We start from the raw sequence: 24,528 nt of genomic DNA on the forward strand, positions 1-24,528 counted from the left end.
GAAAGGGGCTTGAGCGGTCGCGCAGCCCTCAGGCCGGCCGGCAGGGAAATCCGACATCGCCCGCGAACCGAGCCGAGATGCGCGCGCACCGACGATGTCTGTTTTCAGGCAGCGGCAAAGGCAGCTCAAACGGCCGACATGCGGCGCAAAGCTAAACTGCAGCCTTGGGCCGGAAGCGGCCGCAAGCCGTTCGGCGGCGACAGCAATTTGGTGGGTCAGACGGCCGACGACGACACCATTGGACGACACCAACAGAATATTTGCTCAGCCGCGACGTCAGGCACCTTTGGTGATGTCCCAGTCGGTTCGGAGAATCCTGGCGTGGTCTTCGATGAAGTCCGCGATCTGGTCGGCGCCGTTGGTCCAGATGATAGAACTGCAGCGCGCTGCCATGCTGTCGCGCTCGGTAGGGTCGAGCAGCCGCTCAACGAAGCTATCAACATGTGGGAGGCCATGGTCGCGCCGCATCAGTAGGCCAAAACCGCCGAGCTCGGCCCAGCGTGCACGGTTGAGCTGCAGGTCCATCTCGTCGGCCTCGTTGGGCACAAACAAAGTCGGGACTGCGCCAAGGATATTCTCATGGAAAGTGTTGTAGCCAGGCGCGACGACCGCGGCGTCGAATGCGTGGCTGTAGTGGAAACTCGGGAACAGCTCGACGATCCGATGCCTCGGACCGACCGGCTCGTCGGGTGCGAGATCAGCGCGGATCGGCGAGCGGATATCTAGCACCAGCGTATCCGGACGGTCGAGCAGAGCTTTAAGAACGCCGTTGCGGACGCCGCGCATGTCGAAATTGCTGCCTGAGCCGAGTTGCAGGGCGACGACGGTCATGCCTTCCGGCAGGTCGAGGAATAGGCGCGCAGCAGTGCGCTCCAGGCGCTCGTTGGGTTCCAGATGCAGGACCGGCGGGACCAAAAAGACCTTGTCGCGCATCTCCTTGGTCGGGCCGTGATCGAACTCGTCCGCCAACTCTCCTGGCTCTATCACGGCGTCAAAAACGTTCGCCATCTCCAGGAACCGTCGGTGCGATTCCCTCCACATCGGCCTGCGCACCCAGATCGAAAACAGGTTGGGGTCCATGGCCAGCGCTGCGGCGACACCGTCGAACACAGCTGTCGCGTCATAGGCAAAGACCGCTGGGCGCAGATGACTGATCAGGTCGAATAATTCCTCGGCAAGCACGTCGTTCCAGTCCTCGGGCGCGGCATCGATGCCGCGATGATAGGTTAGGAAGTGGGCGTGATAACCCTCATTGGCTGCAATTCTCATGGCGTAGGACATCGTCGCAAAGACGGGCTTCAGCCCCTCCGGCAACCGCTGAGCGACAGCCATCTGCTGTGCAAGATGCCCCATTCCGATGCCGTTGGTGGATGCAAACAGAACGTGACGTGTCGGCAATGGCTGGATCATCGACGCTCGCTCGACTGCCGAATCTCGTGGTCTGGCAATGCCGAACAATCTCTCAAGGCGTTGCTGGAAGAGGTCAGCTGAATGGTGTCGAGAAACGAAATCCTTGGCCAAGGCCGATTGCTGAGCGTAGGCCTCTACGTCGTTGATGAATTTGTCGATGACCCGCTCAACATCTCTCGGCGCCGCATAGATTGCTGCGTCACCGAATAATGGCTGGAAGTGTGTGGGGAGAATCGTGACGAGCCCTACCGCGAGCGCTTCGAGGATGGTGCGACCAAAAGCCTCCGACCAGGAATCGCTATGATAATAGACATAGAAATCGAGCCCTTGGAGAAACTCGGGGATGCCGGTCCATGCAAAGGGTAGTATTTCCCAGTTGGTCGGCAGCGGACCATAAAGTTCCTCGAGGAAGGAATCGCCGCCCAGAATCCTAATGGTGTAGCGTGATCGATCTGCAGGGTAGATGCGCATCGCATCGGCGACGCTGCTTGGCCATTTCAATTTGTCCGGACGGGCATGGCGGCCAATGACCACTGGATTATGCGGCGGGCCGTCTGCCCTGCGAGGCCAGTCGCCGAGATCGATCAGATTTGTCCAGTCTTCCGGCAAGAGTTCGGCGCCCGCAGGCAAACGACGGGGCAAAGCGTCGCGAACGATGGCGCTGACGGGGGCGAGCAAAACATTGACGCCAAACGCCCAACGGCAATTGTTGATGATGCGCGCTAGGTCATACTGCAGCTTGCCTAGCCGGTCGACCATAGGATGATGGAGAACCACGACCAGGTGTTTGGCCCGGATGCTGATCCGCCTGGTGACGCGGTTGGACATTATCGTCGGGTGGTGGAGTAGGACAAGATCGGCTTCGACCTTCGTTTCCGGGTCGATCCGTTCTGTAGCGCCGCCATCGAGCAGCGCCCGCAAGTCGGGATGCATCGGGTGGGGGTGACCCAGCAATGGTCCCTTCACTGCCAGCAAGCCGGTCTTGAGACCCGCGCGGGCGGCCGCTTGGATTTCCACCGCGAGCGCCGTGGACGTGCCACCTTCGAAGCGGACATCGGCGATGAACAGAATGTTCAGCTTCATGACTTGGGAGTATCCGGCCCCTTGCGGACGGTTGTCGCTGGCGCCGCTTCCAGGAAAGTGTCGATTTTCGTGCCGTAAGCCAGGACACGGCGGGGGCGCCATTTTGCAAGAAGGAGCCCCCAGCGCCCCTGCAAATAAGCCTGCCAGGGCATGTCGGTTGCGTGCAGCCGCTGTTCTATTAAAGGGGGCAGATACTCGAAAATTACGCCGTGACGGCGGAACATCGTGAAGTCCGGATTGTTGGTCAGATAAATGAGCCTATCGTTCTTTCCCGGAAGCCTGCGCTTGGTGGTGACGATGATTTCTTCTATAAGATCCGGATTTACATCAAAAGTTGTTATAATAATAGTCGAGATTTTTTCTTCTTTTGATTTGTATATATAAATATTACCTGGGTTTTCAACTTCCGGCTTTTGCTTACCCTTTCGAAGGAAAAGTTCTGTGAGTTTTCTCATTGATTGGCGCTCACTTTGGGGATGCTAGCGTAGCAATGACGATTTATGCGTGTCAAACGTTCAAGCTATGCGGCGCGCCTGTCTGGTGTTCGCTGTCTCGAACCAGTCTAGCAGCATATGCCACGGGGCGAAAAGCCCTCGCAACGGCGGCACACTCCAGTTACATGCCTTCGCCAAACTCCATCGGCGGCTTCGTCAATTTGCAAGGCCGGCGCATTCGCCTGCGTGGCCTTGACTGTAGGGCAGTTCGCGTATTTCTTGTTCTGGCGTGCCGTTGGAACTTCCTGATGCTGGGCAGCGGCCGTTCTACTTCGGCCAAGTCTTGAGGAGCGACGCAAATGGCAAGATCGCTGCTGTCACGGATGGCTTCGGCTGCCGCTCTGGTCTCCACTTCAGTCATGCTGAACGGCTGCGTGACGATTGCGGGGAGGCCCATTATCTGCGTTTTCGTCTCGGACGGACGGTGCGCTAAGGTCACCAAGACGAATGCGCCTCGACGCGACCAATCAGCGCCGAAGCGCCGCAGTTCTCAATATTGATCAATCGTCCCTTTCGTCGGCGTCGCTGGGAGCCGTTATGAATGGGTTTTGGCTTCTGACAATCGGTAGTGACGCAAGCATTTCGAATTCGTGTAATATTGGTCAGATGTTACGGTCCATTCTGTTTGATAAATAGTTCAACTTCTGTGTCTATTTTTTCTCGAGTTGCGCGGTTTATTTTCTCGGCGATTTCTGCCTTTGCCTGTTCCCCCTGATCGGCCCGCAGCCTCGCGGCGAGCGAGGCGTCGAAGTAAGCTCGTTGCAGGTTGGGCTTGCCCCCGGTGAATACACCGTCGCGATGCCCCCACGCGAGACGGACATAGGCGTACTCATTTCCCCTGTTTGCGGAAAGCTCAAGGAGGGTCAGGGCGCGGCGAGGATCGGCAGCCAGCTTGCGGTCGCCCTTCAGATATAGCTGTGCCATAAAATAGGGCGCGTATCTGTTGCCCATTTCGGTTGCGCGCTGCAACAGGTCGAGTCCTCGTGGCACGTCCTTTTTCACGCCTTCCCCCGCGATATAAGACTGTCCCAGATTCGCCATCGCATCGATCTGGCCGGTGTCGGCTGCTGCTGCATACAACGAGGCTGCCTGGACGAAGTCTTGCTTGACGCCGGTGCCGAGGCGGTAGGCGTCGCCGAGCGCGGTGATCGCATTCGCCCAGCCGCTTGATGCGGCCAAGCGATACCAAAGAACGCCTTCCTCCGGCAGCTTTGGCACGCCCTGGCCGGCAATATAGGCTGAGCCGATGTCGGTCCTGGCCCTGAGATTGCCAAGCGCAGCGGCCCGAACGTAAAAGTCGAACGCACGGCCGTAGTCGATCTCGCGCCCCATTCCGACACGTGCCATATAACCCATGTTTATGAGCGCAGCACTGTATTGCTGCTTGCCGGCAAGCTCATAGTAGTGCTCAGCCCAATCGTAGCGCCTGGCAATTTCCAGAACACGCCCGAATTGAAACTGCAGGCGCGGGTTGTTGATGTCGGCTGCAAGGTCGAAGCCGCATGCCCTGAGCGCATCGCGAACGTTGACCAGCCCATTGGTGACGCCAGGGACAGAACGCTGTGGGTCGTTGGGATCTGCCGCATAGAGGTCACAATTCGTCACGAGCGCCTTCATGCCCTTTTGAGTGTCGGGCAAAACCGATGGCCATACGCGAAACGTTTCACTGACGGCGCGTTCTCCTGCCTGTTGGAAAACAAACTCGGCGCTAGCCGCCTGGCTCTCACCGACGACCAAGATCTCGTCCTCGATTGAAGCGGATCTCAGAGGGCCGCTGACGAAGGCGCCGCGCTGGGAAAGCGACGCCAGTTGCACCTTGCTCTTCTCCGTTGCCTCTGCGGCAAAGCGGCTCTGCGGAAAGACTTTTGCGAAACGGCTAAAATCGTCCGGGTTGGGGCTATCCTTGATGAAGGCCCACAACACCGCGTCGATGGTCAGGCCGCCGCTTGTCTCAACCGGCGCCGGCGCCCCGCTGACCACTGCGCCACCGTGCTTGAACACAAATTTCGTCTCAATCGAACCGGTGATCCAGGGTATCTGAAACCCACCTGTTGCCTGGCGGACGTCGCCTCGCACCGTCCTGAACGTGTCGTAGACATCGAGGTCCGGCGTTTGCAAAGCGTTGGCGAGGGCGGAGGAATATGGGCTGTTTATGCCTGTGCCATCATAGGCGACTTCTCCAGCACTTGTCGCGAAGGCAATAAGCACCTGGCCGCTTCCCGATTCTGTGTTGGCCAGTCCCTCGTCCAGTCCCTTGTCCTTCGCGGCAGGGTTACTTCGGCAGGCGTCGAGGATGAAGAGCTTCACCCCAACCGGGTCGTCCTTGACGATATCGATAAGATCGTTGAGACGCATCGCATCGGCGACGATTTTCTTTGCGGAGGACGTGGCGGTGTCGACCGGCAGCAGCAGGTTCTGACGATCGAACTGCAGTGCATGGCCGGCGTAGTAGAATATCGCCATGTCTGCACCCACGAGATGCTCTGCAATTGCGTCCTTCAAGTCCTTGGTGGCAGCCTTTTTGACGTCGTAGAAAAGCAGCACATCGAAGCCGAGCTCGGTCAAGGTATTGGCAATAAGCTTGGCGTCGTTGCGGGGATTTGTAAGGGGAGCGAAGGCGTAGTCACCGTTACCGACGACAACGGCCGCGCGTCTCTCGGCGTGGGCCTCAGCGAGCCAAAGCAGGCTGAACGCGGTCATGAACGCGAACAGGAAGCCTCGCCTCAAATGATTGGAAAGCACTGTTGCAACCTGCCTTCCCAGCGTTTTTCCAAGGAAAGAATCCGCCCAATCATAGCCCGAACAATGGCAAAACTCCAATGGACCTCGTTCTGCTCTAGATCACTGCTTCGGGGCGCGCTTGGTTCGGTCGATAAGGAAGGTGCGCTTCTGAGAGGGCGGGGAATTTCTGCAATAGGGGCAACTGCGATGTCCGCGGTTCGCGCTGGCTACGTCTGCTATCGGGCGATAGCAAGATTGATTCAACAGCCGACGTGAGGCGCCAAGCAGCCATTCGCGGTAGGGGAGCGAGGGTCGCAAACGGGTCAGGGCTTGCCTCCTCCGGACGAAGCGCTGAAATTCAAACTGAGGACTGCCGGTCGCTTTTTTCACAACCGATGCCGGAAGGCACGGCGACTTGGGAAGCATGCGCCGTCTAGGCTGCGGCCAGATTTCCGGAGCCGCCCGCATCCATCATGCAGAGTTTTGATTTCATCATTGTCGGCTCCGGCTCGGCCGGGTCGGTCCTGGCGGAAAAACTGTCGGCCTCCGGCCGCTTCTCCGTGCTGGTGCTGGAGGCCGGCGGCACCGACCGCCGCTTCTACGTGCAGATGCCGCTCGGCTACGGCAAGACCTTCTTCGACCCGGCGGTCAACTGGAACTACAAGGCCGAGCCGGACCCCGGCCTCGGCGGCAATGCCGACCACTGGCCGCGCGGCAAATTGCTTGGCGGCTCGAGCTCGATCAATGCCATGGTGTGGATCAGGGGCGCGCGCGAGGATTTCGACGCCTGGGCAGCCGCCGGCAATTCCGGCTGGGGCTACGACGATCTCCTGCCTGCCTTCAAGGCGCTGGAAGACAATGAAGCTGGCGCCGACGGCTGGCGCGGCACCGGCGGGCCGCTGCACATTACCGACTGCTCGAATTCAGTCCATCCGCTGACCAGGCGCTACCTTGCCGCCGGCCAGCAGGCCGGCCTACCGCTCAATCCGGATTTCAACGGCGCATCGCAGGAAGGCGTCGGCGTCTACCAGATCTCCACCAGGAACGGCCGCCGCATGTCGGCCGCCCGCGCCTTCCTGCGCCCGGCGATGAAGCGCAAAAACGTCCTCGTCGAGATGAATGCGCTGGCGACCCGGATCCTGTTCGAGGGCAAGCGCGCCGTCGGCGTCGAATATCTGCAGAACGGCGCAACGAGAACCGCCCGCGCCGGACGCGAAGTGATCCTGTCCTGCGGTTCGGTCAACTCGCCGCAACTGCTGCAACTGTCCGGCGTCGGTCCCTCGGCGCTGCTCAAGGGGCTGGGCATTCCAATCGTTCATGCCAACGAGAATGTCGGGGCAAACCTGCAGGACCATGTCGGCATCAACTACACCTTCAAGGGCAGGCTGCCGACGCTCAACCAGATCCTGCGCCCGTGGTGGGGCAAGCTTCTGGTGGGCATGCAATACATTCTGCTACGCTCCGGCCCGCTGTCGCTGTCGATGAACAATGCCGGCGGCTTCTTCCGCACCGACCCGGCGGCCAGCCGCCCCAATATGCAGCTCTACTTCCAGGCCTTCTCGACAGTGATCCCGAAGAGCGGCGAACGCCCGATCCTGACGCCCGACCCGTGGCCGGGCTTCTCCATCGGGCTGTCGAACTGCCGCCCGTCGAGCCGTGGCGAGATCATGATCCGCTCCAACAACCCGCGCGACTATCCCAGGATCACGGCCAACGCCTATTCCACCAACGCCGATGTCGATGAAATGCTGGCGGCGGTGAAGTTCGTCAGGAAGATCGCTTCGATGCCGGCCATGGCCGAGATCATCGAGGAAGAGGTTTTGCCCGGTCCGTCGATCACTTCGGACACCGATCTGATTGCGGATTTCAGGAAACGCTCGGGCACCGTCTACCACCCGGTTTCGACCTGCCGCATGGGACCGGACCCCACGCGCGCTGTCGTCGATCCGCGTCTGAAAGTGCACGGCCTCGAGGGCTTGCGCGTCATCGACGCCTCGATCTTTCCCGATAATATCACCGGCAACACCAACGCCGCCTCGATCATGACCGGATGGAAGGGCGCCGAACTGGTTCTGGAGGACCAAAAATGAAAATCACCGACGTCAAGACCTGGGTTGTCGGCAATCCGCCGCCTGGTATCGGCGGCAAGTATTTCATCTTCGTCAAGCTCACCACCGATGGCGGCGTCGTCGGCTATGGCGAAGCCTATAACGCCACCTTCTCCGGCCACGTCACCGCGAAAATGATCGAGGACATGGCCGAGCGTTATCTCATCGGCCGCGACCCACACGATATCGAGAACTTCTTCCGCCGCGCCTATTCCTCGGGCTTCACCCAACGCCCCGATGTTTCTGGCATGGGCTGTTTCTCGGCGCTCGAAATGGCCTGCTGGGACATCATCGGCAAGGAAGCCAACAAGCCGGTCTACAAGCTGCTCGGCGGCCAGGTGCACGAGACCCTGCGCTCCTACACCTACCTCTATCCGCACACCGGCAGTGTCCATTCCGAGGATGCGCCGGACGGCAGGAACGTCTACAACGACCCCGAGATGGCGGCGGCCTGCGCGCTCGAATATGTCGAGCAGGGTTTTACTGCCGTAAAACTCGACCCGGCCGGTCCCTACACGGCTTTCGATGGCCACCAGCCGCGCCTGCTTGACATCGATGTCTCCACCCGCATGGTCAAGGCGATCCGCGAGGCGGTCGGCACCCGCGCCGACATCCTGTTTGGCACGCACGGCCAGTTCACCGCATCGGGCGCCCTGCGCCTGGCGCGTGCGATCGAACCCTATGATCCGTTGTGGTTCGAGGAGCCGGTGCCACCTGACATGCCGGAGGTAATGGCGCAGGTGGCGCGGGGCACGTCCATTCCCATCGCAACCGGCGAGCGGCTGACGACCAAGTTCGAGTTCGCCCGTGTCATCGAAAACCGCGCCGCGACCATCCTGCAGCCGGACCTCGGCCGTTCCGGCGGCATTCTCGAAACCAAGAAGATCGCCGCCATGGCCGAGGCCTATCACATCCAGGTGGCGCCGCACTGTTATTGCGGGCCGATCGTCGGCGCCGCCAACATCCAGCTTGCGGTGACGCTGCCCAACTTCCTCATCCTGGAATCGCTGAAGCAGTGGGACGGTTTTCACGCGACGCTGCTGAAGAAAAAGATCGAATGGCAGGATGGCAACGTCATCCCGTCGAAGGAGCCTGGCCTTGGCGTCGAACTGAATGAAGCGGTCTGCGAGGCGCATCCCTGGAACGGCAAGGACTTGCATCTGCAGATGATGCAGACGCCGCTGATGCCGTGAGTGAAAGCTACGCCTTCATCGGCCTTGGCCATCTCGGCGGCAACCTTGCCGCCAGCCTGATCCGCAACGGCTTTGCCGTCACCGTTTATGACCGCGACCGGGCAGCCGTTGATCGTCTTGTGGCACTCGGCGCCAACGCCGCGAACAGCCCGGCCGAGGCCGCCGCGCGTGCCGGCAACGCCATCACCTGCCTGCCGTCGCCGAAGGTAAGCGAAGAGGTGCTGGCCGGCCCTAGCGGATTGCTTGAAGGCTTGCCCAAAGGTGGCGCCTGGATCGAAATGTCGACCAACGGCCGCGACGAGATTGTGCGGCTCGCCGCACTCGCCTCGGCGACAGGTATCGAGACATTGGAATGTCCCGTCACCGGCGGCGTGCACCTGGCGGCTGTCGGAAAAATCACCGCACTGGTCGGGGGCGATGCGGCGCTCTATGCGCATCATCGACCGGCCATCGAAGCGATGTGCGCGAAGTCGTTCCTGATGGGTCCGGTCGGCTCTGCGGCGGTGATCAAGGTGATCACCAACATGCTGGCCTTCATCCATCTCGTCGCCGCCGGCGAAGCATTGATGCTGGCAAAGCAAGGCGGGCTCGACCTCGCCCAGTCCTATCACGCGATCGTCGCCTCCTCCGGCAACAGCTTCGTTCACGAGACCGAAAGCCAGCTCATCCTCAACGGCTCCTACGACATCGGCTTCACCATGGACCTGGCGCTGAAGGACCTCGGCTTCGCGCTTCGTATGGGCGAGGATTTCGGCGTGCCGCTCGACCTCGCCTCACGCGTCAACGCCATTTTCGAAGAGGGCAAGGCCGCCTATGGCGGCGGCGCCGGGTCGACCCAGATCGTCAAACTGCTCGAGGATGCCGTCGGCACCGACCTGCGTGCGCCTGGTTTCCCGGCAAAACTGGAAAGCTGACGTTGCGGAATTAGCAAGCGATTTCAGTGGATTGAATGGGTCGCCGGAATCACAGCCGGAACGACCTGAATCAATCTCTTAACGCGTTGAATCAACATCTGAGCGTCAGCGCGCCTGGCAGGATCTCGAATGTCGCCGGTATGCGCCCCGGCGACTCACCGTCTATGTCGACCAGCGCGCCGTTCTTATCCACATCGCCAAGCGGTTCGACAACCACTTTCTTGCCGCGCAGGATGGTGATTGCCGGATGGTTGCGGTGCCGGCCGCCATAGAGCAGGCGGATGTCCCAGATCAGCCTCAGCTTGCCGGCCGCGCGCAGGATGACGATGTCGAACTGCCCGTCGTCCAGCTCGGCATCCGGCGCGATCATCATGCCGCCGCCGAAGAATTTTCCATTGGCCACCGCCACAAGTGCCATGCGCGCCTCGACCGGGTCGCCGTCGTCGATGGTGATCCTGACGTCCTGGAACCGGTAGCGCATGAACTCGACCACAGTGCGCCAGAAGAACAGTGCCTTGACAGATACTTTGCCCTTGCGCTTGTCGGCATTGACCGCGCGGTCGGTGGCACCTGAAAGGCCGAGGCTGGCGATGTTGATGAAATGGCGGCTGGCCAGCGCGCCGTGATCGTCGATATAGCAGATGCGACCCGCATCGACCTTGCGGGCCTTGGCCCCGGCAATGCGCCTCAGCGTCAAGTCGACTTCATCAGACAGGCCGAGCCCGCGGGCGAAATCGATACCGGTGCCGCAAGGCAAGAGACCGAGCTCGGCCGTCCGGCCGTGTTCCTGAAACGCCTGCAGCAGCCCGTCGGCCGTTTCGCTGGCCGTGCCGTCGCCGCCCGCGGCGATCACCAGCTCGAAACCACTGGCGGCGAGATCGAGCGCCAGCCTCTCGGCGTCGCCTTCGGCTTGCGTCTCGCGCAACTCGAAATCGCCGAAATGCTTTCTCAGCGAAGCACTGACCTCGGGCCAATGCTGTTTCAGCCGGCCGCCACCTGCAATCGGATTGAGCACCACCCCGACCTTCAAGCAACCTCCCCCAAAGGACATCGAGGACGCCGCGGCCCTAGAATCCTTTGCCAGCATTGAAACCCGCGCCGGCCAGCGGAGCAAGCACCGAATGTCTGGCGATGCTCGTTCGCGGTGGATGTCCTTGCCGTGCCGGGTTCAGGGCCTGCGTCGAAAAACGCCCTGGTCGCGGAACTGGTCCCCGATAATCCCGCTATCCACAGGCTCTGGGCGGTTCCCCCAGACACTTTTCCCCCGTACATTGAACCCATCTCAGGCGGCTACCGATTGCCACGCCGAAAGGCAAAGCGAAACGGCGGATTTCCTGAGGCCCGTACGGCCCGGAACGAGAGCAGGCTTGCCTGTTTCAAGGGACGGATGCCGAGACTACGGGGCCGCGGAAAGCGTGCGAACGCCAACGGCGGACCGATGCTGCCATGAAGGACGGCAAAAACCTTCGATGGCGCGCTGGACGAAGCTCGCAAGGGTGAAGGCCGGCGTGGTCCCGAACGGACGCTGCTCTCGAGTAGCGGACTGGCAGGACCGTCAACATCAAGGCCGGCATGGCGCGACGTCTTTACGGAAGTTGCTGCCGCGACCGTGTCCTGAGCTGACAGGGAGGCGCTGGGAGAAATCCCGGCGCCGACTGTCTTTTCGGTCGGACATCCACGACCTGGCATCCCCCACAATTTTTACGGTCTTTCCGGTTGGGGCTGCAACTGACACCAAAATCAGCTAACGTTTAGCGTCACTTGGAGGGGGATACTTCATGACGTTGGTCCAGAAGCTTGCCATTGCATACGCATTCCTGTTCTTCGGCGTTGTCGCTATCGGCTATATACCGGCGTTCAACGACGCCAATGGCAATCTGTTCGGCCTGTTTTCGCTGCAATGGTATGACGACCTTCTGCACGCCTTCTCCGGCGTCTGGGCGCTGGCCGCCGCCTTCATCTCGCACCGCCAGGCGGTGTTCTATTTCAAGCTGTTCGGCTCGGTCTATCTGTTCGACGGATTGCTCGGCCTGATCACCGGTTCCGGCTGCCTCGACGCCGGCATCTTCATCAATGGCTTCCGCTCCCTGAACGACGTTGAATTCCCGGCCCGTTTCTTCGCCAACCTGCCGCACCTCGTCATCGGCGGCTTTGCCGTCTATGTCGGCTTCTGGCTGTCGAAGCGCGTGCACGATCATTTCGCCACGGCCTGAGCGGCCATGTTCCTGCTCCGCTGGCTGAAACGCATCATCAAGGCGATCCTCTGGCTGATCGTCATCGTCGTGCTCATCCCCATCACCGGGCTGGCCTATGGTTTCCTGACCACGTCGTCGCTCGACAGCGCACCTTTACCGGGCGTCGCCGACGGCGCCCCGCCCAAGGCGCTGGCCGACAAGGTGCGAGCCGAAATCCCCGGCTACCAACGGCCGGAGGAATCGACCTTCCTCACCTATCCGGAATGGGCGATCGTCTACGCCGCCCGCGACTATGCCGGCTTCGTCGACAAGAACCAGCCGAGCGGCTTCCCCTACTGGTCCTATATCGGCCGCTTCTGGCAGGACTATGCGATGGTCATCCGCGCCAGCTCCGACTACAAATTCAACCTCGCCAACCACCAGATGCTGGTGATCATCGGCACCAGCCATACGATCGAGCACGCCCTCCAATGGGCCTATGAGAACATGGTCGGCCGCATCACCGAGGCGACATCAGGCAAGCGGACCGCCGCCGACATCTATCAGGCCAAGGTGGCGGCCGAGTACGCAGGATTTCTCGATCAGGTGCCGTGGTACCAGTTCCCCTACGCCGAAAATCGCGCCGCGCTCTTTGCCGTCGAGCCGGCACCGGGCGACGGCGCCGTCCGCACCAGCGAACGCAAGCTGGCCTTCGGCCTCGCCGATACGATCAAACAGGGCTATGCCGACCTTATCAGCCAAGCGGTCGCCGCCACGTCTGACCCGGCCTTGCTTGACGTCCATGTCTGGGCCAAAGGCCCGGTCGGCGAAGCGACGCGCAACGAGCCGGACACCTTGCTGGAGCGCGACTACGGCGCCGACGGCACGATCTTCGTCACCAGGCGCTACCAGGTGTTCACCGACATGATCCCGCGCCTGATCGGCAAGGGCGTCTCTTTCGTCGAGATCGGCGGCAATGACGAGATCATGGTCACCATGCTTTCCAATGACGAGATCGCTGTTCCCGACGGCGCCCGCACCGTGTTCAGCTATGAAATCCCGGCGGAGTCGGCCACGCGCCGCACTGGGCTGACCGTCGCCGTGCGCAAGCTGCACACCGTGCTACCAGCGCTGATGAAGGCAGGCGCCAGACTGGAGCATGTCTACGATTACTGAGGTTTTTCGGTCACAGCCGAAATCCGTGAAACGTTGCGTAACGCTTCGCCATGCTCATTCCACAATCGCGGCCAAATCCCGCCTTGTTCCACGCCGATTGGTAAAGTGGGAACCTGAAGGGACAAGACCGTGATCAAGACCGCCCTTGTCGCCATGACGATCGTCGGCTGCGACTGCGACGCCAAGCTTTGCGAATATATCGGCGAGACGCCGGCCAAGTGGTCGACCATCGCCGAATGCGAAGCGGCGATGAAAAGCCAGATGCTGCACGAGCGCAATTTCAACTACCCGCTCATCTCCGGCATCTGCCGCGCGAAGGGCTCGTCATCCTCCTCGCAATTGGCCGCGACGGCGTCTCGCCCGGAACTGAAGCCCGCCAGCCGAGCCGTTGAACCCGAAAGCCCGCTGCCGCCGGAATTGAGCCACCGGCCGAGCGTCCCGGTCGGCTCGCCGACGACGGCCATGGAGGCCGCCGCCGCCCGGCCCGTCGCCTATGAGCAAGTGGTCGATGCCGGCGTGCTCTATCGCACAGAGAATGGCTATGCCGTAGTCAAGACCGATCTTGGCCGTGCCGCCTCGGCGACCGTCGACATGGCGAAACGCTCTGCGAACTGGCTAGCGGCGAAAATGCCGAGCGGCTTGTAAGCCGCGTTCAGAGACCGTTTCGAAACTCGCTCTGGCGAGTCATATGGTGGTGATTTCGAGAACCGGCCTTCGCCGGCCGAAGCCCTCATAGGCGCCTCCGTCCTATGAATGCTACGGCCGGCGTAGGCCGGAGCGCAGCGGACATTTGGGTCCGTGAGCACCGGAAGCGCAGAAAACGCCATCAGATGGCCGCCAGAGTAGAGTTTCCAAACGGTCTCTCAGGCGATCCCGCTCAGCGCCTTCAGTGCACGGTAGAAGGTCGAGGAGAACAGCTCGCCCGGGTCGTACTGCCGCTTCTTCGCCAGGAAGGAGGGCAGCTCCGGATAGGAGGCAAGCAGCTCCTTGCCGGTGTAGTGCAACTGGTAGGGCAGGAAGAACCGCCCGCCATTCCTGATCGTCAGGTCGATCAAGGCCCGTGTCAGGTCGCGCATCCTGGCGTTGCCGTCGGCATCGGTTGGCTGGTTGATGTAGAGCACCAGCGAATAGGCCGGCTCCGGTGCATAATTCAGCGCCACATCTTCCCTGTGCACGATACGCACCGAGGCGTTGAGCACCGGCAATGACTGGTTGCGCAGGATTTCGCGCGCCTCGGCGATGAACGGATTATAGGCCGCGCGCGGGATGAAATACTCGTGCAATATGTCGGTCTCATCCGTCAGGTCGTTGAACAGATAGGGCACCGAATCATGCATCGGATTGTTGCGCGTGACGAGGCAAGCCTCGCCCTCGGCCATCGCCGCCGTGCGCGCCACCGTGCAGCTCTCGAATTTCGGCTCCAGCGTCTTTTCGGTGAACCATTTCAACTCCTGGAACAGGCTGCCCCACTTGGCGAGATTCATGATCACCCGTTTCAGGCCGACGCCGACCGGCTCGCCGATATCAGGCTGGCCAGCCGGCGGCTGGTCAGCGACCTTGTCGTAACGGTAGACGATCATGTCCTCGAGGAAATTGCCCGGCGCTGTCGATAGATGTCCGTAAAACAGACCGATCGTCCTGTTCGGCTCCAGCACCTCGGCGAAGAACTTCGGAAAATCATCCGACTTGATGATCTCGCGCGAGGTCCGGTAGACGGCGTTGTCGACGATGTCGAGCGTCGCTTCCAGCACCACGCCGAACAGGCCGTAGCCACCGACGACATGGCGGAACAGTTCGACGTTCTCGGCTGCCGAGCAGGTCGTCACCGAACCGTCGGCGAGCATTACCCGCATCGAGCGAATCGAACCCGCCACCGAGCCGGCCTGATGGTCCATGCCATGCGCATTGACCGACAGCGAGCCGCCGACCGAAAAGATGTCGGTCGACTGCATCGCCTTCACCGCGAAGCGCGGATGTAGAAGGTTCTGGATATCGTGCCAGCATGCGCCGGGCTGCAAGGTCATCGCCTTGGCCGCCGCGTCGACACTGACCTTGTTGAACCTGCGCATGTCGAGCACCAGCGCATTGTCGTCGAAGGCGTGGCCGCCCATCGAATGGCGCACCGCGGCCACCGAGACTTTCAGGCTATTGGCGCGGGCGAAGGCCAGCGCTTTGGCGATGTGATCTTCCTCGCTGACTTCGACCACGCCATAGACCGGCGTCATCGACAGGCCGCTGGCATCGTTGATGGCGCCGCCCTTGGCCGACCATGGCAGCGAAGGGTCGAAGGCCGGTGCAGTCTCCGGCGGTTTCAGCGGCAAGGAGATACCGTCTATGTCTGCGATGCGCCCGGCATTCTTCTGTCTCGACGGACCGCGCGCCAGCCGCGCGACCGTCGTCCCGCCCCACAGTGCGACGCTACCGACGACCGCCGCACCAAGCAGCAGTCGCCGCGACAGGCGAAACCCCTTGCGTTCTTCGACCATCATGCACCCCCGCCTCAGGAATAGCGCGGGTTTTAGGCAAAAACCATGGCAGCGTGTGACGGAGCACGGTTGCGACATGAAAGCGGCCGGTCCGTCAAGGACCGGCCGTTGATGCAAAGATTCGTCATGGAAGGTTTTGACAGCAATCCTCTGCCGGGACCGGCGTCGCGCCTACGAAGCCTTCTCGATCGATGTCACCAAACCGGTCTTGTCGTCGACGGTCACTGCGACCTTGGTGCCGATCTTCAGTTGCTCGACCGCGGCCTCCGCCGGCAACTGGTAGATCTTGCCATCGTCAAGCGTGATCGACTTGGTCGTCGGGTCAACCGCCTGGATCGTGCCTTGAACGGTCGCGGCATAGGCGGTGCCAAGGAAGGCGAGCATGGCGGCGGTGGTTACAAGGATTTTCTTCATCGGTAAGTACTCCATTTCAGTTTGCCGGGAACGCTGCCTCCTGGAAGCGACAGCCACCGACGGCCTGAAACTGGTACGGGAGCCGGCCTTCAGCAAATCACGTTGAGTGAATTTCACAAACAGAATCATATACTTATTTCTGACACATTGCCTGAGGATCCATCTGCCCCGACCAATCGGCCGATCGTTTATGACAGCGCCTTTCCCATGAAAAGAGTCGCTTAGCGGCCAGAAACGACCGACTTGTAACCACCACGCGCCTGCCGCATTTTGCGGCCGCCGCCATCACGAAACCGGCCCGGAAAAATCATCAGGACACATTTTGTTTCATTGGATCAGCCGGAGCCGTCCACTTCCCGCGAATCTTAGCCGTGCTTAGGCTAACCCGCCTCTTCGTCCCTCGCCCCGATCTTTCGCACCAGTGCCGCCGTCGCCAGCATCGCGCCCATGTCCGATATCATCGGCGCGACATGCGTCTGATAGTCGAGCGGCACCGAGATATCGGGCAGCTCAAAGAAATTCTTCGGCTGCGGCAAGAGCAGAAAACCGTCGCTGCCGTTGAGTGCGACGCGCGCCGGATCGTCGGGCCATGTTTCGCCGAGCCATTTCAGCGCCTGCGCCAGCCGGCCGCTCACCAGCGGCTGGGCTGCTTGCGCATTGTCGGTGCGGAATTCATAAGCCGCATCGAGTTCCGGCACGCCGCTGGACAGTTCTTCCATCTTGCTGGCGAACATGCCGCGGAAAAAGCCGACGACCACATTGGCCCGGCGCGTCGCCACCAATATGCCGGGAAACGGCGCGATGGTCTCGAAGGCGACGATGACGCCCTTGAATGCGGTCGATGAGCCCTTGCCCGTCCCTTCCCGCAGTTCCGCTTCATAAAGTTCGAATGGAAACCCCTCATAGTGCCCGGAGACGATGTCGTCGAAAGCTTGCCGGTTGAAGGAACCAACCACACCGCGCGGCAGCCGGTCGAAGGAATTCGGCGTCACACCATGCTGGTAGCGCATCTCCTGGATGAAGCCGAAAATGATCGGCAGCAGCCTGTCGCGAAACGATTGCTGCAATCTGCTCGCCGGCTTGATCGCCTGGAAATAGAGCACGATCGCCGCCACGAAGCCGATGACATAGAGAAATACATGCGGCGTCGAGAACCACTGTTCGTTGGGATCGGCGATCTTGTTGAAGAGCCAGGCCACAAGCGCCACGAACACCAGCACCAGGCCGACGAACAGCGGCACCCGCCACCGAACCTGCCTGTAGGCTGAAGCTCTTTCGGCCTCGTAGGCATCGAGATTGCTTTTGACAGCGGCGATGTCAGCTTCATCAGGCATGAAATCTACAGTTTCCATCGCCACCCCCACTGTCGAAAACCTGCCTGTGCCTCGGCATGATAGCCGCTTTTGCGGGAAAGTCGCCAGCAGGGTGGGCCTTCTTACCTTGTGGGAGAAGGTGGATCGGCGCGCAGCGCCGAGACGGATGAGGGGTGCTGGAAGAGATGAAGCGTCGGCGTTCCGTCCAACACCCCTCATCCGACCGCTTCGCGGCCACCTTCTCCCACAAGGGGAGAAGGATAGATCGCACTCAACCGGCCTTCGACCTTGCTGCGCATTCGGCCTTCCAGCGCTTCGACCGGAACCAGCCGTTCGTGGTCGCCAGCCCGCAGCCGCACGAAAGCATGCAGCCGGTAGGCGGCGATCGCCCCGCGCGTGCCGGCGTCGGCGCTGACATCGACGACGAGAATGGCGCCGATCCGGCCGGGCCACGGTTGTCGGGCGAAGGCGGTGCCGAGAAAGTCACCCAGCCCATAGGCGACGAGCGCCTTGCCAATCCGCTCGACCGGCTGCACGACATGGGCATGGTGGCCGGCGATCAGCCCGACGCCATGTCCGGCCAGCCGCCTGGCCAGCGCCCGCGTATCCGGGCTGGGGAAATGCCGGAACTCCCAATCCCAATGCGACACCGCGCAGAGGAGATCGGGCCTGTCATCGCGCGGCCACTTCGCCGAATCGCCTTGCATCGAGACGCGGCTCGCGAACGAAGCCGCGCCGGCGTTACGCCACAGCGTGAAAGCGGCAAAGCCGATGCTGAGCGGCCCGACCGCAAAGTGCTCGACCGGTCCCCTACCCGCAGTGCCAATGGTGCGGATGCCGAGATGCTCTAGCGCGGCAACCGTCTCATCGAAGCCTTCGGCACCCTGATCGAGCACATGGTTATTGGCGAGCGACAGCACGAGCTTTTCACGCGCAATGCCGACGGCCGCCAACGCCTTGGCGAGAAACCGCTCGGTCATCGCATGATGGGTGCCAAGCCGCGTGCCCATCGCCGCGCTCGGCCGCTCCACCACCGGGCTTTCGCAATTGCCGATCACCAGGTCAGCGGAACCCAGCAGCGCCGCAATCGCCGGGTCGCAGTCCGGCGCGCCGCGATTGGCCACTCCTGAAATATCACCGACGAAGGCCAGCCTCACCGTTTGCGCCGGCAGCGGCTCGATCACCGTCGCGGCCGCCGGCGCGAAACCATAGGCGTCGCCGCCGAGCGAAGGTCGGAGGAAACGCGGCAGCCACGACAATTTGTAGGAAAGCGGATAGTTCGACACGCGCGGCCTGTCCCAGAATGGACGACCAAGGTAAACGAAGCGCCCGATACAGCGAAGCGCCTTCGGTCGAAATCGTGCGCTTAGCTTAGAAACCTGTCGGGCAGCTCATCTAGAAAATCGCGCCCTGATAGAGAACCGTCTCCGCTTCTTCGGGGGCGAAGCGGCGCGCCAGCGTGCGAAAGGCGCTGTGGACACCGTCGCGGTCGATGTTGCAGCTTCGCAAATGCCGCACCGCCAGTGTCGGGTCGAAAGCGCTGCGGCCATGCATGACACGCTGATTGTCGAAAACCAGCACCTCGCCCGGCTGAAGCTGATGCTGGAACTGGTTTTGCGGATCGCAGATCAGCCGCGTCAGTTCGGCCAGTGCTTCGATCAGCCCGTCGATCTCGTCTTCAGATGCAGTTTGCGGCGCAAGGCAGCGGTCATTGTAGCGGATGCCAGTAACCTGGCCGGCGGCATCGAGGCTGATGACATGCGCCTCGGTGCTGAAGAACACCTCGCCGGCATGCTCGCGATGGAAGGTTACGCCATGCCGCGTCAGCAGATCGAACAGGCTTGGCGTGTCGGCTCGCATCAGCTCGGCGACATGAAACCCGTCGACCATCAGCGAGGTGCCACCGGTGCCGGCGCCAGTCTTGATGGCGTGGAAGAAGATGAAGCCCGGTGGTGAATAGCGAAACGGCTCGTCCGTATGCGGGATCTGCGCACGTGCCGTTTCGCCGGCGACGCGCGCGTCAGGTCTTGAGATCAGGTCGAACACCTTGCCGTAGCTGGTCTCGCGGATCGGCCCATAGCGGCCGGCGACGCGCGCCGTCGCTTCCGTTTCGGCAGGAACCCCGGTCAGCATGGCGATGCCGTGGTCGCGCAGAGAACGCAACGAATGAAACAGCATCTCGTCGTCCTCGACCACAGCATCAAAGGCGAACCGGCCGAGACGCGCACCGAGATCCCGACTCCACAATTCGGGTTGGAAACGGGCCGCTCCTTGGCCGCCTCCGGCATGATTTGCCAGGAACCGGGCTTCGTAGCGCGAAACATGGCCGTCTTCCCAGGTGACGGTCACTGCGTAGGGCGAGGCGTCGATCGAGGCGGGGCGTATCCCCATAGGAACATCGCCCGGCGTCAGCCACCTTTTGCCGGACGCGGTGTCGCCGCAAATTTCGCATTCGCAGGCCAGCCGCAGCCAACGGGTGGAAAGCCACGCAACCTTGCCGCCATCGAAGTCGAGCGCGATGCGGTCGCCCTCGCCGCGCATGGCGCGCAGCGGCCGAACGTTGGAACTGGAAAGACTGTCGAGCATGGTCACCTCTCCTTAAATGTGAATTCTCCTCAATGACCGTATGAGACAGTATCCTTCTTATCAAACGAGTTCCCTTCGAAATATTTTGAGGTAAACTCAATCCATGACGACGCTTAGGGATCTTCCGCTGTCAGCGCTGCGAGCGCTTGCCGCCGCCGCTCGAACCGGCAGCCTGACGCGCGCCGCTAACGAACTGGGCGTGACGCCAGGCGCCGTCGGCCATCAGCTGCGGCAGCTTGAGGACGGACTGGGCGTCAAGCTGGTCCGGCGTGCCGGCAACGGCATCGTCCTGACCCGCGCAGCCGAAAACGCCCTGCCCGACATCGACCGTGGCTTCGACGCGCTGGCTTCCGGAATGCGACGGCTTCGCTTCGAACGGCAGGCCGAGACCTTCACCATCTGCGCCGATCCATCCTTCGCCTCGCTGTGGCTCGCGCCCCGCCTCGACAGGGTGCGTACGGCGCTTGCCGGGCTCGATGTTCGAATCGTCGCGTCGATCGCCCTCGATGTGATGCTGGAAGAAGGCGTCGACCTTGCCATCAGTTACCGCAAGGCCACCGCACAGGATCTCGCATCCGTCGATTTGTTCACCGAACGGGTGATCCCGGCCTGCGCGCCGGCGCTCGTCCAGGGCATTGCCAGGCCGGACGCGGCGACTGTGCTCGACAGGCTGCCGCTGCTGCATATCGACCCGACGATGGGCGACGATGTCTATCCGGCATGGCGGCACTGGTTCGCCGCCGCCGGGCGGCAGCCGAAGGGCATCGATCAGGGTCCGCGCTTCGGGCTGACGATCGTGGCGGCGCAGGCGGCCATTGCAGGCATGGGCGCGTTGCTGGCCAGCGAGCTGGTTCTGCGCCGGCACCTGGAGCCCGGCCATCTCATTGAGATCGCGCGCGACGTGCCGGCGCTGACGATCAGGCGCCGGCTGGTCTGGCCGCTGCATGGCCCGAAGGCACGCCGCGCGGCAGCGATCGCCACGGAACTTGCCGCGACCGTCGGTTTGATGATCGACGGGGCACTGCCGCAGTGAAACTGCCGAGCGCGCTCCGACGGCGACATCGCTCCTGACAGCCTTCTGTCAGCAGCTTTGCCTGGCACGGTGCCCCGCTTCACTCGGCTCTTTCCATTTTGGCCGATACCTCCCATATTTGGGCCATGGCCAAACCCTCCGATAAGAAGACGCCCTCGCCGGCGGGTGATATCAGCGCTTCGCTGCCCAAGCGGCGCAGCCCGCTTACCGATTTCCTCGATGCGTCGGAACCGCTGCACAAGGGCGGCTTTGCCGAAGCGCCGCAGGCCGAATTGTCCGGCACGCCGCTGACCGGCTCGATCGCCGACTGGGCCGAGCAGATCGAGCAGGAAGCGGAGAAGGAAGGGCGGAGAATCTCCCCCCTTGAGAGGGAGATGTCGCCAAAGGCGACAGAGGGGGTCGCCGGAGGCAGCGCGGGACGCAAAGAACCGCCGAGCCTGGACGCACCGACCCCACCCGGCGGCTCCGCCGCCACCCTCCCCTCGAGGGGGAGGGAAGGCGCCAAGTCGAAAAAGATTCCCGAACGCTCCACCTCCCCTGGCCGCACCGCGCGCGGCACTTCGATGGGTGGCGCAGCCTCGGCCAGGGAGAGAACCGCGGCTGGCCTCAACCCGGTCGCCGGCCTCGACATTTCTCTCGAAGACGCCGAGACCATGACCTCCAGCGGCGTCACCGCCACCGTGGCCGCCTTGTCCGCGCTGATCGAATCGGGCAATCCCTTGCACAAGGACGGCGTGCTGTGGACGCCGCACCGCCCTGCCCGGCCAGAGAAATCCGAAGGCGGCATCGCCATCAAGATGGTGTCGGATTTCGAGCCGGCCGGCGACCAGCCGACGGCGATCAAGGACCTTGTGGAGGGCGTCAACGACAACGACCGCACCCAGGTGCTGCTCGGCGTCACCGGCTCGGGAAAAACCTTCACCATGGCCAAGGTGATCGAGGAGACGCAGCGACCTGCCTTGATCCTGGCGCCCAACAAGACGCTGGCCGCGCAGCTCTATTCCGAGTTCAAGAAATTCTTCCCGGAAAACGCCGTCGAGTATTTCGTCTCCTACTACGACTACTACCAGCCGGAGGCCTACGTCCCACGCACCGACACCTTCATCGAGAAGGAATCCTCGATCAACGAGCAGATCGACCGCATGCGCCACTCGGCGACGCGCTCGCTGCTGGAGCGCGACGATGTCATCATCGTTGCCTCGGTGTCCTGCATCTACGGTATCGGCTCGGTCGAGACCTATACGGCGATGACCTTCCAGATGCAGATCGGCGACCGGCTCGACCAGCGCGCGCTGCTCGCCGACCTCGTCGCCCAGCAGTACAAACGCCAGGACGTCAATTTCGTGCGCGGCTCGTTTCGCGTGCGCGGCGACACGATCGAGATCTTTCCTGCCCACCTGGAAGACCGCGCCTGGCGCATCTCGATGTTCGGCGACGAGATCGAGTCGATCACCGAATTCGACCCGCTGACCGGGCAGAAGACCGGCGAGTTGAAAAGCGTCAAGATCTACGCCAATTCGCACTATGTGACGCCGCGCCCGACCTTGAATCAAGCCATCAAGTCGATCAAGGAAGAGCTCAAGCAGCGGCTGCAAGAGCTTGAAAAGGCTGGCCGCCTGCTGGAGGCGCAGCGGCTGGAGCAGCGCTGCCGCTTCGATCTGGAGATGCTGGAAGCCACCGGCTCCTGCGCCGGCATCGAGAACTATTCGCGCTATCTCACCGGCCGCCAGCCGGGCGATCCACCGCCGACATTGTTTGAGTACATCCCCGACAACGCGCTGGTCTTCATCGACGAAAGTCACGTCACCGTGCCGCAGATCGGCGGCATGTACCGCGGCGACTTCCGCCGCAAGGCGACGCTGGCCGAGTACGGATTCCGCTTGCCGTCCTGCATGGACAACCGCCCGCTGCGTTTCGAGGAATGGGACGCCATGCGCCCGCTTTCGGTCGCGGTTTCGGCGACGCCTGGCGGCTGGGAACTGGAACAGTCCGGCGGTGTCTTCGCCGAGCAGGTCATCCGCCCGACCGGCCTGATCGACCCGCCGGTCGAGGTGCGCCCGGCCAAGACCCAGGTCGACGATGTCGTCGGCGAAATCCGCGAGACCACCAAGGCCGGCTACCGCACGCTGGTCACCGTGCTGACCAAGCGCATGGCCGAGGACCTGACCGAATATCTGCACGAGCAGGGCATACGCGTCCGCTACATGCACTCCGACATCGACACGCTGGAGCGCATCGAGATCCTGCGCGATCTGCGCCTTGGCGCCTTCGACGTGCTGGTCGGCATCAACCTGTTGCGCGAAGGCCTCGACATTCCCGAATGCGGTTTCGTCGCCATCCTCGACGCCGACAAGGAAGGTTTTCTGCGCTCCGAAACCTCGCTGATCCAGACGATCGGCCGCGCCGCGCGTAATGTCGACGGCAAGGTCATTCTCTATGCCGACCAGGTCACCGGCTCGATGGAGCGCGCGATGGCCGAGACCAATCGCCGCCGCGAGAAACAGATGGAATGGAACGCGGCTAACGGCATCACCCCGGAATCGGTCAAGTCGCGCATCTCCGACATTCTGGACTCGGTCTACGAGAAAGACCACGTCCGCGCCGACATCTCGCAGTTCACCGACAGCGCCGGCGCGATGATGGGCAACAATTTGAAGGCCCATCTCGACGCCATGGACAAGCAGATGCGCGATGCCGCCGCCAACCTCGACTTCGAGAAGGCGGCCCGCATCCGCGACGAGATCAAGCGGCTGCGCGAGATGGAACTGTCGATCTCCGACGATCCGCTGGCGCGCGAGGTGGAAGGCCAAAGTCCCGCCTCAGGCCGCGAAAAGGGCAAGCACAACAAGGGCGTGGCCAAACATCGTACATCAGAGGAGCAGGAGCGTTTCCGCAAGCTCGACGAGACACGTGCCGCTGAAGAAGCGGCCAAGGCTGCCCGGCCCAACCTCTTCCGCAAGCCGGCGCTTGATGAGATGGGCGCCGATGGCGCCGTGCCGGTGAAGAAGCCGTTGTTCGCCAAACCCTCGATCGATGACATGGGGCCAGGCACCGATATGGCGACGCCGGCCGGCGCGGTGTCGCGCTCGCTGTTCAAGAAGCAGTCGGCGTCAGAGGCACATGGCTCCGACTTCGGCATTCCGGGTGAGCCAACCAAGCCGCTGTTCAAGAAGAATTCGCTCGATGAGATGACCGTGCGGCGAACCGAAAAACCGGTCGAAGGAAAAGTGCCGACGAAGCCACAGCCGATCTCCCCCCTTGTGGGGGAGATGCCCGGCAGGGCAGAGGGGGGCGCGAAGGATCGCGACGATTCCGGCAAGCCAGTCGTTCGTCAGCGCGCCGGCATCGGCTCCTACGAGGACCCAGGCGACGCCCGCCGCGAAAAGCGTCGTCCCGGCAAGACCGGCCGGCCGGGGAAGTAGC

The 24,528-nt window shown here is 62.1% G+C and carries 17 protein-coding genes; 8 read left to right on the forward strand and 9 right to left on the reverse strand.

Going from position 1 to position 24,528, the window contains the following annotated elements; genetic code table 11:
* Nucleotides 1–276: 276 nt before the first annotated feature.
* The 3 genes from OHD62_RS10025 to OHD62_RS10035 all read right to left on the reverse strand — a co-directional run bounded on the left by OHD62_RS10025 (nucleotide 277) and on the right by OHD62_RS10035 (nucleotide 5,687).
* Entirely contained in the window at nucleotides 277–2,595 is a 2,319-nt protein-coding gene (locus OHD62_RS10025) for a glycosyltransferase (protein ID WP_263782458.1), read from the reverse strand.
* A complete protein-coding gene (locus tag OHD62_RS10030; protein ID WP_263782459.1) occupies nucleotides 2,490–2,948 on the reverse strand; it encodes a hypothetical protein in 459 nt (152 codons plus the stop codon). The genes OHD62_RS10025 and OHD62_RS10030 overlap by 106 nt, the downstream gene beginning before the upstream one ends.
* Before the next feature lie 648 nt (nucleotides 2,949–3,596).
* Complete coding sequence (locus OHD62_RS10035) at nucleotides 3,597–5,687, reverse strand: caspase family protein (RefSeq protein ID WP_412177378.1); 2,091 nt, start codon at nucleotides 5,685–5,687, stop codon at nucleotides 3,597–3,599.
* 494 nt (nucleotides 5,688–6,181) lie between these two features.
* On the opposite strand from OHD62_RS10035, the gene OHD62_RS10040 reads away from it, so the two are divergent.
* The 3 genes from OHD62_RS10040 to OHD62_RS10050 are packed head-to-tail and all read left to right on the forward strand — an operon-like array spanning nucleotide 6,182 to nucleotide 9,923.
* Nucleotides 6,182–7,798, forward strand: a complete 1,617-nt coding sequence (locus OHD62_RS10040; RefSeq protein ID WP_263782461.1) for a GMC family oxidoreductase — start codon at nucleotides 6,182–6,184, stop codon at nucleotides 7,796–7,798.
* The gene (locus OHD62_RS10045) at nucleotides 7,795–9,009 is read left to right on the forward strand and encodes a mandelate racemase/muconate lactonizing enzyme family protein (RefSeq protein ID WP_263782462.1); all 1,215 of its coding nucleotides are present in this window, start codon (nucleotides 7,795–7,797) and stop codon (nucleotides 9,007–9,009) included. The genes OHD62_RS10040 and OHD62_RS10045 overlap by 4 nt, the downstream gene beginning before the upstream one ends.
* Complete coding sequence (locus tag OHD62_RS10050; RefSeq protein WP_263782463.1) at nucleotides 9,006–9,923, forward strand: NAD(P)-dependent oxidoreductase; 918 nt, start codon at nucleotides 9,006–9,008, stop codon at nucleotides 9,921–9,923. The genes OHD62_RS10045 and OHD62_RS10050 overlap by 4 nt, the downstream gene beginning before the upstream one ends.
* A 91-nt stretch (nucleotides 9,924–10,014) precedes the next feature.
* Here the strand turns inward: OHD62_RS10050 and OHD62_RS10055 are convergent, their stop codons facing one another.
* Entirely contained in the window at nucleotides 10,015–10,953 is a 939-nt protein-coding gene (locus tag OHD62_RS10055) for a diacylglycerol/lipid kinase family protein (protein ID WP_263782464.1), read from the reverse strand.
* Between the two features lie 748 nt (nucleotides 10,954–11,701).
* Here OHD62_RS10055 and OHD62_RS10060 point away from each other — a divergent pair.
* The 3 genes from OHD62_RS10060 (at nucleotide 11,702) to OHD62_RS10070 (ending at nucleotide 13,918) form a co-directional block, all read left to right on the forward strand.
* Nucleotides 11,702–12,136, forward strand: coding sequence for a hypothetical protein (locus OHD62_RS10060; RefSeq protein WP_263782465.1), 435 nt, complete (start codon nucleotides 11,702–11,704; stop codon nucleotides 12,134–12,136).
* 6 nt (nucleotides 12,137–12,142) lie between these two features.
* Nucleotides 12,143–13,273 (forward strand): hypothetical protein, encoded by a 1,131-nt coding sequence (locus OHD62_RS10065; protein WP_263782466.1) that lies wholly within the window; start codon nucleotides 12,143–12,145, stop codon nucleotides 13,271–13,273.
* 129 nt (nucleotides 13,274–13,402) lie between these two features.
* Complete coding sequence (locus tag OHD62_RS10070) at nucleotides 13,403–13,918, forward strand: hypothetical protein (protein ID WP_263782467.1); 516 nt, start codon at nucleotides 13,403–13,405, stop codon at nucleotides 13,916–13,918.
* Between the two features lie 218 nt (nucleotides 13,919–14,136).
* On the opposite strand, the gene OHD62_RS10075 is transcribed toward OHD62_RS10070, so the two are convergent.
* The 5 genes from OHD62_RS10075 to OHD62_RS10095 form a co-directional block, all read right to left on the reverse strand.
* Nucleotides 14,137–15,762 (reverse strand): FAD-binding oxidoreductase, encoded by a 1,626-nt coding sequence (locus OHD62_RS10075; protein WP_263782468.1) that lies wholly within the window; start codon nucleotides 15,760–15,762, stop codon nucleotides 14,137–14,139.
* Between the two features lie 168 nt (nucleotides 15,763–15,930).
* On the reverse strand, nucleotides 15,931–16,173 hold the full coding sequence (locus OHD62_RS10080) for a DUF1344 domain-containing protein (RefSeq protein ID WP_263782469.1): 243 nt from the start codon (nucleotides 16,171–16,173) through the stop codon (nucleotides 15,931–15,933).
* 380 nt (nucleotides 16,174–16,553) lie between these two features.
* Entirely contained in the window at nucleotides 16,554–17,525 is a 972-nt protein-coding gene (locus tag OHD62_RS10085) for a hypothetical protein (protein WP_263782470.1), read from the reverse strand.
* A 176-nt stretch (nucleotides 17,526–17,701) separates the two neighbouring features.
* The gene (locus OHD62_RS10090; RefSeq protein WP_263782471.1) at nucleotides 17,702–18,772 is read right to left on the reverse strand and encodes a CapA family protein; all 1,071 of its coding nucleotides are present in this window, start codon (nucleotides 18,770–18,772) and stop codon (nucleotides 17,702–17,704) included.
* A gap of 109 nt (nucleotides 18,773–18,881) precedes the next feature.
* The gene (locus tag OHD62_RS10095) at nucleotides 18,882–20,072 is read right to left on the reverse strand and encodes a clavaminate synthase family protein (protein WP_263782472.1); all 1,191 of its coding nucleotides are present in this window, start codon (nucleotides 20,070–20,072) and stop codon (nucleotides 18,882–18,884) included.
* A 103-nt stretch (nucleotides 20,073–20,175) separates the two neighbouring features.
* Here OHD62_RS10095 and OHD62_RS10100 point away from each other — a divergent pair, with 103 nt between their 5' ends.
* A complete protein-coding gene (locus OHD62_RS10100; RefSeq protein ID WP_263782473.1) occupies nucleotides 20,176–21,105 on the forward strand; it encodes a LysR substrate-binding domain-containing protein in 930 nt (309 codons plus the stop codon).
* 125 nt (nucleotides 21,106–21,230) lie between these two features.
* Nucleotides 21,231–24,527, forward strand: coding sequence for an excinuclease ABC subunit UvrB (gene uvrB / locus OHD62_RS10105; protein ID WP_263782474.1), 3,297 nt, complete (start codon nucleotides 21,231–21,233; stop codon nucleotides 24,525–24,527).
* Nucleotide 24,528 lies beyond the last annotated feature (1 nt).

This window comes from Mesorhizobium sp. YC-39, from assembly GCF_025753795.1.
Taxonomy (GTDB): domain Bacteria; phylum Pseudomonadota; class Alphaproteobacteria; order Rhizobiales; family Rhizobiaceae; genus Mesorhizobium.

Coding starts and splice junctions, on each gene's coding strand:
- OHD62_RS10025 (WP_263782458.1), bottom strand. CDS start 2,595: ATGGCGCCCCCGCCGTGTCCTGGCTTACGGCACGAAAATCGACACTTT.
- OHD62_RS10030 (WP_263782459.1), bottom strand. CDS start 2,948: ATGAGAAAACTCACAGAACTTTTCCTTCGAAAGGGTAAGCAAAAGCCG.
- OHD62_RS10035 (WP_412177378.1), bottom strand. CDS start 5,687: ATGACCGCGTTCAGCCTGCTTTGGCTCGCTGAGGCCCACGCCGAGAGA.
- OHD62_RS10040 (WP_263782461.1), top strand. CDS start 6,182: ATGCAGAGTTTTGATTTCATCATTGTCGGCTCCGGCTCGGCCGGGTCG.
- OHD62_RS10045 (WP_263782462.1), top strand. CDS start 7,795: ATGAAAATCACCGACGTCAAGACCTGGGTTGTCGGCAATCCGCCGCCT.
- OHD62_RS10060 (WP_263782465.1), top strand. CDS start 11,702: ATGACGTTGGTCCAGAAGCTTGCCATTGCATACGCATTCCTGTTCTTC.
- OHD62_RS10065 (WP_263782466.1), top strand. CDS start 12,143: ATGTTCCTGCTCCGCTGGCTGAAACGCATCATCAAGGCGATCCTCTGG.
- OHD62_RS10075 (WP_263782468.1), bottom strand. CDS start 15,762: ATGATGGTCGAAGAACGCAAGGGGTTTCGCCTGTCGCGGCGACTGCTG.
- OHD62_RS10080 (WP_263782469.1), bottom strand. CDS start 16,173: ATGAAGAAAATCCTTGTAACCACCGCCGCCATGCTCGCCTTCCTTGGC.
- OHD62_RS10085 (WP_263782470.1), bottom strand. CDS start 17,525: ATGGAAACTGTAGATTTCATGCCTGATGAAGCTGACATCGCCGCTGTC.
- OHD62_RS10095 (WP_263782472.1), bottom strand. CDS start 20,072: ATGCTCGACAGTCTTTCCAGTTCCAACGTTCGGCCGCTGCGCGCCATG.
- OHD62_RS10100 (WP_263782473.1), top strand. CDS start 20,176: ATGACGACGCTTAGGGATCTTCCGCTGTCAGCGCTGCGAGCGCTTGCC.
- uvrB (WP_263782474.1), top strand. CDS start 21,231: ATGGCCAAACCCTCCGATAAGAAGACGCCCTCGCCGGCGGGTGATATC.